Here is a 16,904-nt window from a genome sequence, read left to right as displayed (position 1 = left end):
TCTGTGCCTTGATCAGGCGTACCGATAGTGCGCAAGGTGGACGTACCAGCAGTTTCAACTGGATTTCTCCAAATAGCAGGCACAAAAAAGGCGCGTAGAACGCGCCTTTTCTAATCGCAGAGGATGCTATTACTTCTTAGCTTCCATCTGTGCCTTGATCAGGTCACCGATAGTGGTAGGACCAGCAGTTTCAACTGGCTTATCACTAACAGCCTTGATCGCAGCTTTCTCTTCAGCCTGATCTTTAGCCTTGATAGACAAAGTAATCGCACGGTTACGACGATCCAGGTTAACGATCTTAGCTTCTACTGTTTCGCCTTCTTTCAGAACTGTAGTCGCATCTTCGATACGATCAACACTGATGTCAGATGCTTTCAGTACGCCTTCGATGCCTTCAGCCAGTTCGATAACAGCTGCTTTAGCGTCTACAGACTTAACGGTACCGGTAACAATTGTACCTTTTTCGTTAGCTGCAGCGTACTCAGAGAACGGATCGCTTTCCAGCTGCTTGATACCCAGAGAGATACGCTCTTTCTCAGCATCAATAGACAGGATAACGGCTTCAACTTCTTCGCTCTTCTTGTAGCCGCGCAGAGCTGTTTCGTTGTCAGCATCCCAAGAGATGTCAGACATGTGAACCAGACCGTCCAGATCGTTTTCCAGACCAACGAAGATACCGAAGTCAGTGATGGTCTTAATAGAACCAGTCACTTTATCGCCAGCAGCATATTGCTCAGCGAAAGTAGTCCATGGGTTAGCAGCACACTGCTTGATACCCAGGGAGATACGACGACGATCTTCATCTACGTCCAGGATCATAACTTCAACAGCATCACCTACCTGTACAACCTTAGATGGGTGGATGTTTTTGTTAGTCCAAGACATTTCGGAAACGTGTACCAGACCTTCAACGCCGTCTTCGATAGATGCGAAGCAACCGTAGTCAGTCAGGTTAGTAACACGAGCTTCAACCTTGCTACCTGCTGGGTAACGAGCCTTGATAGACGCCCATGGATCTTCGCTCAGTTGCTTCAGACCCAGAGACAAACGGTTGTTCTCTTTGTCAAACTTGATGATCTTAACAGTGATTTCATCACCTGGAGTCAGCATGTCACTTGGGTGAGAGATACGCTTCCAAGCCATGTCAGTGATGTGCAGCAGGCCGTCAACACCGCCCAGATCTACGAATGCACCGTAGTTGGTCAGGTTCTTAACGTAACCCTTAACTTCCTGGCCTTCTTCAAGAGTAGCCAGTAGTTCATCACGCTGCGCGCTGTTAGCTTCTTGCAGAACCGCACGACGAGATACAACGATGTTGTTACGCTTCTGGTCCAGCTTGATCAGCTTAAATTCAAGCTCTTTACCTTCCAGGTGGTCAACGTCGCGTACTGGACGCACGTCTACCAGAGAACCCGGCAGGAAGCCTTGAATGTTGTTAACGTTAACGGTGAAACCACCTTTAACCTTGCCGCTGATGTAACCTTTAACAGTTTCTTCAGCATCGAATGCACTCTGCAGTACTTCCCAAGCTTCTGAACGCTTAGCTTTTTCACGAGACAGACGAGTTTCGCCGCTGCCGTCTTCAACGCTTTCCAGAGCAACCTTAACCATGTCACCAACTTGAATTTCAAGTTCGTTAGCATCGTTCAGGAACTGGTTGCGAGCAATGATTGCTTCAGACTTCAGGCCAGCGTTAACAGTAACCCAGTCGCTATCGATATCGATAACTTCACCCATTACCAGGGTGCCAGGCGTCATATCAACGTGTTGCAGGGATTCTTCAAATAACTCAGCAAAGCTTTCGGACATGTAATATTCCTATCCAGTAAATTCCGGGAAAACAAGAACTTACTTTAGTTAGCCTGTAACGTCAGCCAGAAACAGGGTCAGTTTTAGTATCTATTTTCCGGTTGGATGGCTGACAATGGGCAACCGGAGTACAGATATAAGGGCGGTCATTATACAGCCGCTAAAATCAAGTAGAAAGTAGAATAGGCAAAAAAAAGCTGAAAGGAGTAGGAAAATTTACGTTTTGGGTAGTTTTTCCGGTGGGGATATTCGAATTTCCCACCGGAATTAGGCAACTGTTTATTCAGTCAGGAACGCCAGGCGATTATAAAGGTTTTCCCGGCAAGGCTTGGAAACAACTTTCAAATCGTTGAGCAGACCCGCCGGTATCAGGGCTTCATTGCGAGTCTTAAAATATTCAACAACTAGCAGTTCTTCTTCTTTGTTATTGGCAGCAATGTCAACGCCGTTACCTATACAAAAGGCATACGCCGGTAAGTGTTCATTTACTATTGTGTCTATTTGTCCCTGATCTAGCGCCAGTTTATGGATAGTTATGAAACGACGGTATTCCTGCGCAGCTGCGGCAGACATGCTGCTGATCTGGCGTCGGTTGAAGCGACGTGTTTCAGCGTGGCCGGCCAGTAATTGTTTAACGCGGGTGTGGATCAGTGAAATTTCTTCATCCAGGGAGTAGGGTGCATAACGTTCATTAGTGCGCTTATATTCTTCCAGTAACTCAACCTTCGCTTGCAGAGTAATAACTTCAGCATTCAGATTGTCAATTTCCAGGCTCATCTTGCGGCGTTCGGAGCGTAGTTTGGCGATGATCTTCTGGTTAGGTGTCAGATTCGGATTGGTATCGATTGAAGGTGCCAGGTGGGCATCTTCACCTTCGAGGTCATAGCGGGAATCTCCGGGCATAACTGTTTCGCCAAAGCCCTGAAGGCTGGCGTTATTTTTAGCATCCTGAGCCATCAGTATGGTGTACAGCATATAGCCGCCAATACCGAGAAGTATCAGTAGTAAAGGTAAGCCAATTATCAGTGCCAGTTTATTCTTGCTAAAGGACATATGCCTTCCTCAATAGGTGTGTGAGCTGCAAAAAGTGTATGGCGGATGCCTGGCCAGGCTTATTGCTTGGCCAGGAATTTCTTGTAGGTAACAGAAATAACATCCAGCAGTATTCTTCCTGTTTCGGCCAGAATGGCTTCAGCTTCAGGATTAATTATGCGGCCCTGGGAATCCTTCTCCAGAGTAGCTTCCAGATCGGACAGTTTGTCCAGAGCTGGTAACTGCTTGGCAGAGCGGCGCTGATTCTCAACATTTAACTGCCAGGCTTCGGACGCATCGCGTTCAGCCTGAAGCATTGCTTCGTTGAGGGTGATCAGGTTGTCGTTCTTTATTTCTGTAATACGATCGATCTGTGCCTGCATGTAGCGGAAGTCCGGATCTGTTTCAATACGTGCTTTGTGACGTGCAGTCAGTTCGGGCAGTGTGCCTGTAAGGCTAATGAATTGACGGTGAGGAACCGGATGTACCTGATCCCAGGGAAGTGCACCATCGAGGGCGCTTTCGCCAATTTCTTCTATGTCATAAAGAGATGGAAAGCGAATATCAGGAACGACACCTTTGTGTTGGGTGCTGTCGCCGGAAATCCGGTAAAACTTGGCATGGGTCAGTTTTAGCTGACCCTGACGTAGTGGAGACAGGGTTTGTACTGTACCTTTACCGAAGGTTTGGTTGCCTACAATGATGCCGCGTTGGTAATCCTGGATGGCACCGGCAAAAATCTCGGAGGCTGACGCGCTCAGGCGGTTGACCAGAACTGCCATTGGACCGTGATAGACCACTTTGGGGTTAGAGTCTTGCAGAATGTTAACCCGGCCTTGCTGGTCTCGAATCTGAACTGTTGGTCCGCGATTGATGAACAGACCTACCAGTTCGTTGGCTTCGCGCAGAGAGCCGCCGCCATTGTCCCGTAAATCGACAATCAGACCGTCGATTTTATCTTCACGTTGCAGTTCTTTGATCAGCTTCTCTACGTCACGGGTGGTGCTTTTATAGTTGGCGTCGCCTGATTTCAGTGCATTAAAGTCAATGTAGAACGTTGGAATGCTGATCACGCCAAGACGATAAGTGCTGCCGTCCCGGTCCAGTTCAATGACGCGTTTCTGTGCAGACTGCTCTTCCAGCTTGACCTTGTTACGTATAATAGAAACGATTCGGCGAGTGCCGTCATCTGCATCTGCCGGGATAACTTCAAGGCGAACAGTCGTGCCTTTAGGGCCGCGGATCAGCGCAACCACTTCATCCAGACGCCAGCCAATAATATCCTGTACTTCACCGGTGGTGCCCTGGCCGACACCAACAATTACATCGGCTGGTTTAATCTGACCGGTTTTTTCGGCCGGACCTGCAGGTACCAGGCGAACAATCTTAGTGTTTTCGTTTTCTGTCTGAAGAACCGCGCCAATGCCTTCCAGGGAAAGGCTCATGTTGATGTTGAAGTTCTCAGAGCGGCGTGGCGAAAAGTATTGGGTGTGTGGATCAAACTGCTGTGCAAATGCATTGGCATAGCTTTGGAAAACATCTTCCGGATTTGTCTGCTCGACACGGGTGAGTTGGTTTTTATAACGCTTAAGCAGTGTTTCCTTAGCACCGGCAATGTCTTTTCCTGCCAGTTTCAGATTCAGAAGCATGCTTTTAAGGCGCTTACGCCAGAATTCATCCATGTCAGCCTGGTTGGTTGTCCAGTCGCTTTTGGTGCGATCCGTCATTAGGGACTCGTCGACTGTAAAGTCGATACCCATGTCGGTTCTTTCCAGGCGTGAAATAAGAAATGTCAGTCGTTCGGTAATGCGCTGTTGATAGCGATTAAAAATCTCAAAACCGGCATCGAGATTACCTGCTTTTATCTGGTCGTCCAGCAGTGTGCGGTAAGGCTCGAAGCTTTTTATATCATCGGCAAAGAAATAGGCTTTGCTTGGATCGAGGTTATCAACAAAGCTGTCGAGTACTTTACTGGACAGGTTATCGTCAACAGTAATGTCTGAATAATGGTCATCAACCAGTGAGCTGGCGATATCACGTATTACCTGACTATGTACGGGTTCAGGTGTCAGATTCGGGCTTACAGCAGCGTGAGCGGGTAGGCTGCTAAGCAGCAGAATCAGGCCGCCAAGAGTGGCTTGTTTTATACGCATTGCAAACTGGCTGGTGCTCAAGGTAAGTATTCCTGTATAGCTTAAACAAAGTTAAACCGGTCTTTTGGGCCTTAAATAGGTCGTCAGGTAATGGTCTCTTACAGGTTAAGACCTGCAAACCGTTTCTGAGGTTCCCTTGGTTTAACCTTTGGCTTCGAGTGTAGTCTCCGCCTGTGTTGATGTAAATTCAATCACTTAGTGTTATAGAATAGCAATTTCCACTGACTGGGCGCAGGTAATACACTCATCATGGGTAGCCTTCAGGCTGTTGCTACTGCAAACTTGTACGTTTGCACTGTAAATTTAGTTCTCTGTAAAGTGTTTGGTTTTTCAGCACTTTGATCAAGGTAGATATGTTTAAACAGATTAAAATAGCTGTGGTTGCGGGTGTGTTGGGCAGTGTTATGCTGCTGGCTGGTTGTAGTGATAACCAGGATGAGGCGGAGTTTCGGCGGCAGTTAATTGAAAAAGCCCTCAATGATGATGTGAAGAAGGAAGGTGTGGCTTTTTTGCTAGAAAACAAGCTAAAGCCAGATGTGCAGGTAACCGATGATGGTCTGCAATATGTCGTCTTACAGTCAGGCAGCGGGGCTAAACCGCATATAAAGGACAGTGTAAAGGTTCATTACCAGGGATGGCGGATTGGTGGCGAGTTATTTGAGAGTACTCTGAGTCAGGAAGAGCCTGCTTTATTACCTCTGAGTGGTGTCATTAAAGGTTTACGGAAAGCTTTGCTAAGAATGCCGGAAGGGGCTAAGTGGAAAGTGTTTTTACCCTCGGAGCTGGCATATGGAGCGATTAGTCCGAACGAAAAAATTCCGGCTAACTCCGCACTGATATTTGAAATTGAATTATTGGAGATAGTGCCTGCGCTGCAGGCAGAATGATTATGCTTAAGAATGAATTTAATCAACGGCTATTTGAGTTTTTGGCGGCGTCTCCGACTCCTTTTCATGCGGTTAATGAAATGCGGGGCCGATTACAGGAAGCGGGTTTTGTTGAGCTGGAAGAGCAAAATAGCTGGTCGGTAAAGTCCGGTGGGCGGTATTTTTTTGTACGTAATGAATCAGCGATTGTTGCCTGGCAGATGCCTGCAGATGGTGGGTTGCCCGAACGGGGCTTCCGTATGGTTGGTGCTCATACAGATAGCCCGTGTTTACGGGTAAAGCCTAATCCTGTGTTATTACGTCAGGGTTGCGTCAATCTTGGTGTTGAGGTCTATGGCGGTGTGCTGTTAAATCCTTGGTTTGACCGGGATTTGTCGCTGGCAGGGCGGGTGAGCTATCTGGCAAAAGATGGTGAGCTATGTAGCGCGTTGGTGAACTTCGCAAAACCAATTGCCATAATTCCGAGTCTGGCAATTCACCTGGATCGAACGGCTAACAGCGATCGCAGTGTTAATCCACAAACAGATATTCCACCATTACTTGCACAGGTGCAGGTTGATGGTGATGAGTTTGATTTTAAGGCCGTACTAAAGGCTGAGCTTGCCCGTGAGCATATTGATGATGTCGATAAAATACTGGATTACGAGCTGAGTTTTTATGACATACAAGGCGCCGGATATGTGGGGCTGAATGAAGAGTTTATGGCGTCTGCACGGCTGGATAATTTGCTGAGTTGCTTTATTGGGCTTGAAGCTTTGATTGAAGCTGATTCTGAGCAGGGCGCTTTGCTGATATGTAATGATCATGAAGAAGTTGGCAGCTTGAGTGCCTGTGGTGCGCAGGGGCCAATGCTGATTAATCTGCTGGAGCGTTTACTGCCGGATAATGAACAGCGAAATATCGCATTGGCAAATTCAATGATGGTGTCTGCTGACAATGCTCACGCGGTTCATCCAAACTTTGCGGACAAGCATGATGCTAACCATGGCCCTAAGCTGAATGCGGGTCCGGTTATTAAAATCAATAATAACCAGCGCTATGCAACTAATAGTGAAACGGCGGCAATATTCCGTAATCTGGCTGACCTTGAAGACGTGCCAGTACAGAGTTTTGTAGTGCGTACTGATATGGGCTGCGGCAGTACAATCGGCCCTATTACTTCCGGCGAGCTGGGTGTAAAGACTATTGATGTTGGTGCGCCGCAGTATGCTATGCACTCAATCCGGGAAATATGTGGCAGTGATGACGCAGTTAATCTTGCGCGTATTCTGCAGCGTTTTTTCCGTATGGAGAAAGTGTGACGAAGCAGAGTGTTCAGGATTGATCTGTTATTTTAAAGCCGCCTTCGGGCGGTTTTTTTATGCGCTGATATTATGGTTACTTATATATTGCGAAGGTGAGAGGCAAAGAGGCGCTAATTAAGTCAACAAATAACAGGCGAGCTAATAAGTGTTGAAGAATAGAGTTGGATGAGGAGAGCGTAAACAAGTATCTAATAGAAATGCTTGAAGGATAAGACTGAGAAGGAAGTGTATTAAGTGGTCGGGGCAGCAGGATGATCATCGCAAAAAACGCGATGTTGTTTCGCTACGCTCAACTCGAACCGGGGTAATTATAGTGGTCTTGTGAATATAGTAGAGAAGTGGTCGGGGCAGCAGGATTCGAACCTACGACCCTCTGCTCCCAAAGCAGATGCGCTACCAGGCTGCGCTATGCCCCGACAAATAAACTGTTTAGACACTGTTTGAGTGTTAAGGAAATTCACTTATAGAAAGTGGTCGGGGCAGCAGGATTCGAACCTACGACCCTCTGCTCCCAAAGCAGATGCGCTACCAGGCTGCGCTATGCCCCGACAAGTAAACTGTTTAGACACTGTTTGAGTGTTTTAGAAAGGTCACTTATTAAAAAGTGGTCGGGGCAGCAGGATTCGAACCTACGACCCTCTGCTCCCAAAGCAGATGCGCTACCAGGCTGCGCTATGCCCCGACAAATAAACTGTTTAGACACTGTTTGAGTGTTAAGAAGATTCACTTTCAGAAAGTGGTCGGGGCAGCAGGATTCGAACCTACGACCCTCTGCTCCCAAAGCAGATGCGCTACCAGGCTGCGCTATGCCCCGTCTTCTTATTTTGATGGCTCCTCGAGCTGGACTCGAACCAGCGACCAATAGATTAACAGTCTACTGCTCTACCAACTGAGCTATCGAGGAATGTTATCCATCAAAATGTTACTAGCTAATGCAGAATTGGCTCCTCGAGCTGGACTCGAACCAGCGACCAATAGATTAACAGTCTACTGCTCTACCAACTGAGCTATCGAGGAACTGCTTAACTAGTGGCGGCGTATGTTAATGATCAGCCCTATGGCCGTCAAGCACTTACGTTAAAAAGTTTTTCATTCAACTGACAATAATAGTTAGGTAGGTTTTAGATGCTTGCTGACAGTGGGTTTTTCAGGGTTATCAACAAGCTGTCGTGAATCAGTGAAACGCTTCATCAGAACACAAAATAAGCTAATCTGGAGTTTCGGTGTGGGGCGTATTTCTGTATAAAGTGGAGTTTAAGCGGGGTTATTTGTCCTGCGGATGTGTTGATTGGCTTGCTAGGACTTAGTGATATGACGATGATTCCCGGAAAAGATGCGCCCTTAGAGGAGTCGATTGAAAAAATGTCTTCTCAGTTAGAGGCTCTGGGCTTCGATATTGAGCAGGCTCAATGGCTCAATCCAGTACCGAATGTCTGGTCTGTCCTTATCCGTGACCGCAACTGCCCGCTTTTATTTACCAACGGCAAAGGCACCAGTAAAGATGCTGCGTTGGCCAGTGCGTTGGGTGAGTATTTCGAACGTCTTAGCTGTAACTCTTTTTTTACTGATTATTATCTTGGTGAAGAAGTTGCTGAAAGCGACTTTGTTCATTATCCCAGCGAGCGTTGGTTTGAAGTCAGTGGCGATGAAATACCAGACGGTTTGTTCGATGAACCAACACTGCAGCACTATAACCTGCACGATGATTTAACCGCACCGGGGCTTATCGATACTAACTCGGGTAATGCGGGGCGGGGTATCTGCGCTATTCCGTTTATTCGTCAGCGTACCGGCAATGAAGTCTGGATTCCGGTAAACATTATTGGCAATTTGTATATCAGTAATGGTGCTGCTGCAGGTAACAGTGTTGCAGAAGCAAGAGTACAGGCACTGTCTGAGATTTTTGAACGTCATATTAAGAATACGATTATAACTTCCGGTATCAGTTTGCCGGAAATTCCCGAGCATATAATTAACCGCTATCCGCAGGTTGTAGATGCTCTGGCAGCTTTGCGCGATTATGGGTTTGTCGTGCTGGTCCGTGATGCTTCCCTTGGCGGTAAGTATCCGATGGTTAACGTTACCCTGATAAATCCTGATGATGGCGGCTGTTGTGCGTCATTCGGTGCGCACCCTAAGTTTGAAGTGGCACTGGAAAGGACTGTGACCGAATTGCTGCGTGGTAGGGCACTTAATTCGCTGACTGACTTCCCGTCACCAAGTTTTAATCTTTCGGATGTGGCTGATTCTCAGAATCTTGAAGCCCATTTTATTGATTCGAGCGGTGTTGTTGCCTGGGATCTGTTTTCGCGGGATACAGATTACGAGTTTGTTGAATGGAACGTGGAAGGCGACAGTCAGGCTGAATTCGAACACTTGTGTAATCTGATTCATAAAGTCGACATGGATATTTATATTGCCGATTACGAGCATCTGAACGTGTATACCTGTCGGATTATTGTACCGGGAATGTCTGAAATTTATCCGGTAGATGATCTTGTGTCGAATAATAATAATGCGGGTGTCGAGTACCGGGAGAGCTTGCTGGATCTGGCAAACTTCGATAAAGATCAGGGCGCTGATCTGTTGGTAGATATGAATACCGAAGGCTTTGATGATCAGCAGTTGGTCGCAGAGCTGATAGGTGTTGTTGCAGATAAAGGTACCGCCTGGAATACGCTGCGGATCGGTGAGCTAAAATGTCTGTTGCACTTGCAGCAGGGTAATTTTGCGGATGCGCTGGCCTGGTGTGGCTGGCAGCTGAAGAACGCTCAGTTGCATGAGTCGCGTGAATTGCTTTACCGGTGCTTGTTTCAGTGTTTACAGTTTGCTTTGGATGCTGAACGGGACTTTGACGATTACAGCGGTCTGCTTGAACAGGTATATGGAAAAACGCTGATGGCCCGGGTGGCAGAGATGCTGGCCGGAGAAAAGATCTTTAAAGATTTTACAGCCAGTAGTCTGAGTCTGGAAGGTTTTACGAATCATCAGAAAATGCTGGAAATCTATGACCGGCTTCAGTCTGCTAAGCGTCTCGCTGGCTGACTTTTAATCTAACCTGAATTGTTAACTTTTTAGAAAAGGCCGTTTTCCTGAAAACGGCCTTTTTGCTACTTGGTCAGACGGCCTATTTCCGTTATTATCTTCGGCTATTTTATGCTTTTGTCTGGCTGCTTTTTCCTGGCTTACACGGCCTGTTATTTGCTTACCAAGAGCGTTGACCTTAGTTAATGTCAGGCATTTGATATGTCTGTCAGGAGATTTGATTCTCGATGCTTTTTAACAAGCTTCCCGAAGACCTGTTCCTGCCACTTGCCGGGCAGAACCGTCAAATCTATCAGGCGGTATTGCTCGATCTTGCTGATCAGTTCTTCGATGAAGATCTGGTTGATCCTTTTGTTCCTAAAGATCTGATTCGCTCCTCCATTGAAGACACCGTTGTTAAGCTGGGTGTACGTCGTTGGGAACCTGAAGATAATGATTCAGAAGCCGAACAGGAAGCGCCACGTTCTACTGCGGAATATACCAGTCGTATCTATCGCCGGCTGGTGGTAACTGGCTGGCTGGAAGAAGAACAGCGTATTTACCGTACCTTTGTATTGTTATCACCGGCGAACAGTTACCTGTTACGTACGCTGGTATCGATTAATAATCTGGAAAAACGCAGTTACGGCGGCGCAGTACTAAACGTGCTGAGTTCACTGGAAGCTGCGATTAATGATCCGGCCGGGCGGGGGATTACCCTGCAGGAAGCGGCGCAGACCGCCTCTGACTTCAGTGCTCACCTGACGGATATGATGTTGGGTTTACGTGAGCTGAAAATCAGCTTGGCAGCGACAAAGAATCCACAGGAAATTGTACGTAACTTTTTCGATCATTTCGTTGCGCATATTCTGGTATCAGATTACAAAACCCTGAAGACCAAGAACAACCCTTTCCGCTTTCGCCGTCAGATTCTGAGTCAGCTACGTGAACTGCAGTTCGATACGACAAAGGTTGCGTTGCTAAGTACGCATTATCAGGAACAGTTCGAAACCAACTATGACGACGCTGAAGCAATGGTGCATAGTCATATCAACCGTATTATCCGAATTTTTGAATCGGTTGATCAGCGTTTAGCGACCATTGATGATTTCCGTTACCGCCTTGAGAAACGTGTAGCGGACACCGTTCGTTACATGGATAAAACTACACCGGGTATGAGTGCGCGTTTGTCGCGGGTTATCTCTGATGCGGCGCAGCTTGATCAGCGTAAGTTACCAAAGCTGCAAACACTGGAAGAAACCGGGTTTCTGTCTCCGGGCAGTGTTCGGGCACCGGTCAGACGGCGGGTGGCAACTAAACCGCGGGTTATTCAGCAGGATATTATTGATCCGCGGGTGCTAGAGATGCGCCAGCTATTTAAAGAATATAAAGCCCGCCGGGAAGTTCGCCCGGAAAGGATTGAAGATTATATCGAACGTCACTTGCTGGGTGAGAATGAGATCTCAGCCGGTCAGTTTACGATCGACAGTATCGAAGACTACATCTGCTTCAGTTATCTGAGGCATATGCGCTCCCTGGGTAAGAAGGGGCGCAATACCGCCAATAAATATGATATTCAGTTCAGCGATAAGTATGTCAACGTCGCCGATATGGTTGAGTGTCGCGACTTCAGTATTCAGAGACGATAAACATGTTAGGTGATCTGCAGAAAATTATTGCCCGCAGCGATCAGTATCAGGAAGAAGATTTCGTCCATGCTGCCAATCTGCTGTTAGTGAATCAGTTTTTATACGCTGAACGTTCAGGCCACCGTGACAGTTACTTTCTGGTAGCGTCTCACGTGGATTATTTTACCAACCTGTTTGCGGCACTAGGCTGGTCATTTGTGTATCAGCCAGATGAAGCATTTTTAGGTATTTTGCCCCAAGGTGATGAGCGCTTTATGCGCCTGAAGCTGGATGAGTCATTCTTCCTGCTGTGCATGCGTCAGCAATATGAAGAAAAGCTTGAAGCCTTTGAGGTTGAAGGTGGACGTGCTTATATTACATCCAATGACTTGCTGACCGTATATGAGAACCTGACCGGTAAAGATATTCCCAACGAAACCCGTTTGAAGGAAATTCTCTCGCTGTTCAGCCGTCATGGCGTCATTGAGCGGGGTAAGCCGCATGAAACTGATCCTAAGAACATTCCACTGACAATCAATCCGACTATCCGTCAGGTAGTAGTTGAAGACTTTATCGGCCAGTTAGAAGCATTGTGTGATGATGCTGAGCAGAATCCGGTGGAGCCTGCTGCAGATACACAACCGGCTGAAGCAACTGAAACCGAAGCCCCGGCTGAAACTCTGACGGTTGATGCTGAAGCAGCCGTTGCAGAAAGCAGTGACGCTCAGGAACAGATTGAGCAAGAAACTGTAGAGTCTGAAAAACCAGTTGAAGAGGCAACCCCGGAGGAGCCGGTACAATGAAACAGTTAAATCGCATCGTACTGGTGAACTGGTATGTTTTGGGTGCCGTTGAAGTACCTATTAAAGGTAATGTTGCCGTCGTCGGTCCAAACGGTTCAGGCAAGTCATCATTACTGGATGCCATTCAGACAGTACTGATGGGTGGCAATAAACGTTATCTGAGCTTTAACGCTAGTGCCGGTGATAAGAGTGAACGTAGCCTGCGGACCTATTGTCTTGGCTTTATGGATGACTCAGGTAAGAAAGAGAACGCCCGTCAGGATTCAATCAGTTATCTGGCGCTGAGTTTTTACGATACTGAAACGGGAAAAGAGACCTGTGTGGGTCTGACCATCAGTGCTTCGCTGGCTTCACCTGAAGAAGAAATTCTGGGACGTTTTATCCTGCCTGACTTTTCTGTCAGCCTGGAAGACTTTACCGATAAAAAAGATGGCGGACGTCTGCCGAAAGAATGGCCTGAAGTGCGTGAGAGTCTGCTGAGACAGTGTCCTGAAATGAAGCTGGAAAAGCGTGCCAGCCGTTTCATTCGTGAGCTGGTAACCGAGCTCAGCTATGATCAGCAAATGCCGAACGATGACGAGAAGTTTGTAAAGAACTTCCGTAACGCACTTAAGTTTGTGCCGATTAACAGCCCAACCCGTTTTATCCGTGAGTTTGTTCTGGATGAAAACATTGTTCACGTAGGTGCTTTCCGGAAATCCCTGGATGAATATCGGGTGATGGAGCAGAAAACCCGTGAAGTGGCTAATCGCATTGGCGAACTGGAAAAAGTTCAGGAGCAGTGTAAGGGCATTCATCGCAACGTTAAGAACTCTGCTGAATACGAATGGGTAGTTCATGAGACGCGTTTTGAACATGCTGACCTGAAGAAGGAAGGTGCACAGGACCGTCTGGAATCTTACCAGGAAAAAGAAACTCAGTTACAAAGTGACCTGGAATCAAACAGTGAGCAATTAAACACTGTAATGCAAACGCTGGCAGAAGCCCGCGCAGAGCTAAACAACACTGACAGCGCACACAAAGTGAAAGCGTTGGAAAACTCCATTGATGCCAAGCAGCATGAGCTGAATGTCGTCAAAGAGAAAATTCAGAACGTGTATAGCCTGCTGCGTTCTACGGTAACTTTCTCTAACTTCCAGCAGTTCCTGCCTTCCAGTTTCATTCCTGTGGTTCAGGAGTCTGTGGCGCTGTGGCGTTCCGGCGAAGATATGATGGCTGAAGCCTGGCCGCTTGAGCCGGTGAATGTCGATAACAATTTAGAAAAGCTCAAGGGCAGCATCGACGAAGTTCGTCGTGAGATTTCCCGTCGATTTGAAGCCTCAGTTATTCGTATGAACGAATTGCGCACTGAAATTCAGAATCAGCGCAGTGCCGTTGAGCAGCTCAAAGAAGGTCATGCACCGCTACGCCGTAATACCCGTGAGTTGATGCAGCTACTGAGTGACTATGGTATCAAGTCTACGCCTATCTGTGAGTTGGTAGACATCAACGATGAGAAATGGCGCATTGCGATTGAGAGTTTCCTGGGCGCGCGTCGGGAAGCTCTGATTGTTGATCCTGACCGGGTTAAAGAAGCAATTACGCTGTATCGCCGTAAAGGCCGTCATTTAAAAGGCTGCCGAATTGTTAACACGACCAAGAGTCATGAATGGCTTAACCGTAGTAAGCCAAATTCTTTGGCTGAATTTATCGACTGTCAGACCGATGATGCTCAGGCATATATGAACCGTGCACTGGGTTCAGTTATTGCAGTTGAAACGGAAGCCGAACTGATTCGTCAGGAGCGCGCGCTGACTTACGATTGCATGTTGCAGACGGAAGGTACAACCACGGCTATTCGTGAAGAAACGCCTATGTTGGGAAGCGGTGGAGGCCGTCGTCAGCATCAGCTACAGCAGCAGGGCCGTCAGGTTGATGAAATGATGGCTGAATTCAGTGTGCTGAATAAAGACCATGAAGACCTGGATAACCTGAAAGAAAATCTGGTACGTATGACCACGGGTCTGGTCGGCATGGGTGAGCGGGTTTTTGATCTGTCCAATCAGCGCGAAATGTTGCATAGCGAAATCGATGGTTACCGACAGGGCATTACTGACTTGCGGAATCAGGATGATAGCGGCGTACAGAAACGTATTGCTGAGTTGGTCGAAGGGCAGAAGCAAGCACAGGATCAGCAAAAGAAGCTGATGGATAAACTGCAGACGACCCGTACCAGCCTGATTAAAGACAATGCGTCACTGGAACTGTTGGATAAAGAGTTAGTTGAACACGCAGCTGCCAGAGCAAAGTGTGAAGAAGATACTAACTTTGACGCGCAGTCCGCTCAGGAAAAACGCGACTATATGGATGAGTCCTGTTCAGGTGATCTGGACCGGATTATTTTTGAATCAGCAAAGAAGGCTCAGTCTGAGCTTGGTCTGATTGAAAAGAAAAAGAACGCTGTGCGTGACGGTGTGGCTCAGTATAAAGCGCGCTATCACGGTTCAGGCCTGAGCCATCAGGAACTGGATAAAGTGACGCCTGACTCAACTCATGAGCAGCTGGAGCGTTTTGTTAACGATACAGTACAGTCGCTGCGTGACAGTGAGCTGGCTGAATATACTGAAAAAGCTGAGCATGCCCGCTTAGAGGCAGAAACCTCATTCCGTTCTGACTTCGTCGCACACCTTAAAGATCAGATCGATAAGATTAAAGAATTGATCCGTGAGCTGAATGTACATTTGAAGAACCGTCCGTTCCATAAAGAGCGTTATGGTTTTGAGATGACGCCTAACCCGGAACTGAAAGATATTCTGGAATTGGTTGAAGCTTACACCAAAATGGATCAGGCGAATGTTGGCAGCCTGTTTGATCTGCAAAATGATCAGGATAAGCCACATCAGGATGCGTTGGCTAAGATCCATGAGGTGCTGAAAGATGAAGGTGAAAGCAGCTTGCTGCAGGATTATCGTAACTTCTATAATTTCGAATTGGTGATTAAAGATATCGACGGCAACCGTAAGACGACCCTGAGTCAGCGTATCAAAACCGGTTCCGGTGGTGAGCACCAGGTGCCTTTCTATGTGGCGATCGCGGCTGCTATGGGTGCAACTTACCGTCTGCGTGACAGTGCCGATGGCGTTACTCTTGGCGGTATCAGCCTGTCGGTATTCGATGAGGCCTTCAACAAGCTGGATGCTGAGAACACTCAGACATCACTGGGCTTCATGAGTGATCTGGGTCTGCAAACACTGATTGCTGCGCCGGATGATAAGTACTCCCTGATGGCGACTACTATGGATACGGTTATTAACGTATGCCGTGATGGCCGGGTTGTGGATATCGATGTTGAATTCCCAACGAAAAAGGGTAAAGAGTTGCTTAACTCAGATAACCCTTATCGTATGGCGGCTAAAAATTCAGCAGATACCGAAACGGAAGAAGATAGCGAGCTGGAACCTGCATAAGGTTCCGGTTAGCTGGGCGAGGCTGTTAAGAATTATCCAGATTGTGCCAGTGAGAGCCTCGCTGGCGCATTTTGGGTTCTGGCTGACTCAGGTTAGGACGTAGGCTAAATCGCGGCTGGCCTTTCTGATAAATACGTAAAAGCAGCGGTGAATTTATATGGGTGACGGGGCGAACCTGCCATTCATGTGGTGCATCCAGCAGGGCTAGCAGCAGGGCTTTCGAGTCTGTTGTCTTTCCTGTGTACTGCTGATGATTTTCGCCCGGCAAAGCCAGTTGTTCGTTGTCTAAATGACTAAACTGCTGATTGGCAAGTAAGCGGCAGACACCGGCAATATTCCATACATTAGGTAAACGTTGTAACGGGCTGAGCAATCCCATATGTGATGGCGAAACAATGTTCTTATCTTTAGAGAAGAACTTCCTGACGGTCAGATCAGAATGTGCTTTCAGAAATGAGTTATCTCGCACATTGCCGTTGAAATCTACCTGATTAAGCCCATCAATCATCATTTGAAGGTTAAAGTCGCAGGCTTTAATAAAGCGCCAGGCAGGCTCCATTGTTGTCCGGGAGCCGATACTGTATTTAAGTGCAGCTTTACCGTTGCGGGTTTTGCCTTCAAGCAACGTGATTAACAAATGAGTAGTTTGAAAATCTACTAAGGCTTCCGGCGAAGCGATAAAGCAATACGGCTGCTCTCGCTGGCAAAAGCTGATCCAGGCATCGCGGTCATTCAGATGAGGCAGGTGGCGGATATTCATTGATAGCGGGATATTCAAACGACAGTATTATCGCCGCAGTATAGCAAGTTGGAGACTC

The 16,904-nt window shown here is 47.3% G+C and carries 10 protein-coding genes and 6 tRNA genes; 6 read left to right on the top strand and 10 right to left on the bottom strand.

The features are described 5' to 3' along the window. Nucleotides 1–129: 129 nt before the first annotated feature. The 3 genes from rpsA to OCU49_RS16115 all read right to left on the bottom strand — a co-directional run bounded on the left by rpsA (nt 130) and on the right by OCU49_RS16115 (nt 5,015). On the bottom strand, nt 130–1,809 hold the full coding sequence (gene rpsA, locus OCU49_RS16125; protein WP_261841578.1) for a 30S ribosomal protein S1: 1,680 nt from the start codon (nt 1,807–1,809) through the stop codon (nt 130–132). A 279-nt stretch (nt 1,810–2,088) separates the two neighbouring features. Further along, the gene (locus OCU49_RS16120) at nt 2,089–2,862 is read right to left on the bottom strand and encodes a hypothetical protein (protein ID WP_261841577.1); all 774 of its coding nucleotides are present in this window, start codon (nt 2,860–2,862) and stop codon (nt 2,089–2,091) included. Nucleotides 2,863–2,921: 59 nt separating this feature from the next. Next, nucleotides 2,922–5,015, bottom strand: a complete 2,094-nt coding sequence (locus OCU49_RS16115; RefSeq protein WP_336605343.1) for a carboxy terminal-processing peptidase — start codon at nt 5,013–5,015, stop codon at nt 2,922–2,924. A gap of 332 nt (nt 5,016–5,347) precedes the next feature. Between OCU49_RS16115 and OCU49_RS16110 the strand changes: the two genes are divergently transcribed. Then, complete coding sequence (locus OCU49_RS16110) at nt 5,348–5,881, top strand: FKBP-type peptidyl-prolyl cis-trans isomerase (protein WP_261841576.1); 534 nt, start codon at nt 5,348–5,350, stop codon at nt 5,879–5,881. Between the two features lie 2 nt (nt 5,882–5,883). Then, entirely contained in the window at nt 5,884–7,182 is a 1,299-nt protein-coding gene (locus tag OCU49_RS16105; RefSeq protein ID WP_261841575.1) for a M18 family aminopeptidase, read from the top strand. A gap of 342 nt (nt 7,183–7,524) precedes the next feature. On the opposite strand, the gene OCU49_RS16100 is transcribed toward OCU49_RS16105, so the two are convergent. The 6 genes from OCU49_RS16100 to OCU49_RS16075 form a co-directional block, all read right to left on the bottom strand. Then, a tRNA-Pro gene (locus OCU49_RS16100) sits at nt 7,525–7,601 on the bottom strand. 55 nt (nt 7,602–7,656) lie between these two features. Beyond that, nucleotides 7,657–7,733 (bottom strand) — tRNA-Pro (locus OCU49_RS16095). 57 nt (nt 7,734–7,790) lie between these two features. Then, nucleotides 7,791–7,867 (bottom strand) — tRNA-Pro (locus OCU49_RS16090). A gap of 55 nt (nt 7,868–7,922) precedes the next feature. Then, nucleotides 7,923–7,999: transfer RNA gene (locus OCU49_RS16085), tRNA-Pro, on the bottom strand. 14 nt (nt 8,000–8,013) lie between these two features. Beyond that, nucleotides 8,014–8,089, bottom strand: a tRNA-Asn gene (locus OCU49_RS16080). Nucleotides 8,090–8,126: 37 nt separating this feature from the next. Continuing rightward, nucleotides 8,127–8,202: transfer RNA gene (locus tag OCU49_RS16075), tRNA-Asn, on the bottom strand. A gap of 294 nt (nt 8,203–8,496) precedes the next feature. Between OCU49_RS16075 and ycaO the strand changes: the two genes are divergently transcribed. The 4 genes from ycaO (at nt 8,497) to OCU49_RS16055 (ending at nt 16,086) form a co-directional block, all read left to right on the top strand. Then, a complete protein-coding gene (ycaO, locus tag OCU49_RS16070; RefSeq protein ID WP_261841574.1) occupies nt 8,497–10,230 on the top strand; it encodes a 30S ribosomal protein S12 methylthiotransferase accessory factor YcaO in 1,734 nt (577 codons plus the stop codon). Nucleotides 10,231–10,457: 227 nt separating this feature from the next. Further along, nucleotides 10,458–11,858, top strand: coding sequence for a Wadjet anti-phage system protein JetA family protein (locus OCU49_RS16065; protein WP_261841573.1), 1,401 nt, complete (start codon nt 10,458–10,460; stop codon nt 11,856–11,858). Between the two features lie 2 nt (nt 11,859–11,860). Continuing rightward, a complete protein-coding gene (locus OCU49_RS16060) occupies nt 11,861–12,640 on the top strand; it encodes a DUF4194 domain-containing protein (RefSeq protein WP_261841572.1) in 780 nt (259 codons plus the stop codon). Beyond that, nucleotides 12,637–16,086 carry an SbcC/MukB-like Walker B domain-containing protein gene (locus OCU49_RS16055; protein ID WP_261841571.1) on the top strand — a complete coding sequence of 1,150 codons (3,450 nt, stop codon included), beginning with the start codon at nt 12,637–12,639 and terminating at the stop codon, nt 16,084–16,086. Before OCU49_RS16060 ends, OCU49_RS16055 begins: the two co-directional genes overlap by 4 nt. 25 nt (nt 16,087–16,111) lie before the next feature. Here the strand turns inward: OCU49_RS16055 and OCU49_RS16050 are convergent, their stop codons facing one another. Continuing rightward, the gene (locus tag OCU49_RS16050) at nt 16,112–16,846 is read right to left on the bottom strand and encodes a hypothetical protein (protein WP_261841570.1); all 735 of its coding nucleotides are present in this window, start codon (nt 16,844–16,846) and stop codon (nt 16,112–16,114) included. Nucleotides 16,847–16,904 lie beyond the last annotated feature (58 nt).

This window comes from Aliamphritea ceti, assembly GCF_024347215.1.
GTDB classification, from domain to species: Bacteria; Pseudomonadota; Gammaproteobacteria; order Pseudomonadales; family Balneatricaceae; genus Amphritea; species Amphritea ceti.
This window is presented reverse-complemented; position numbering and strand designations above follow the sequence as displayed.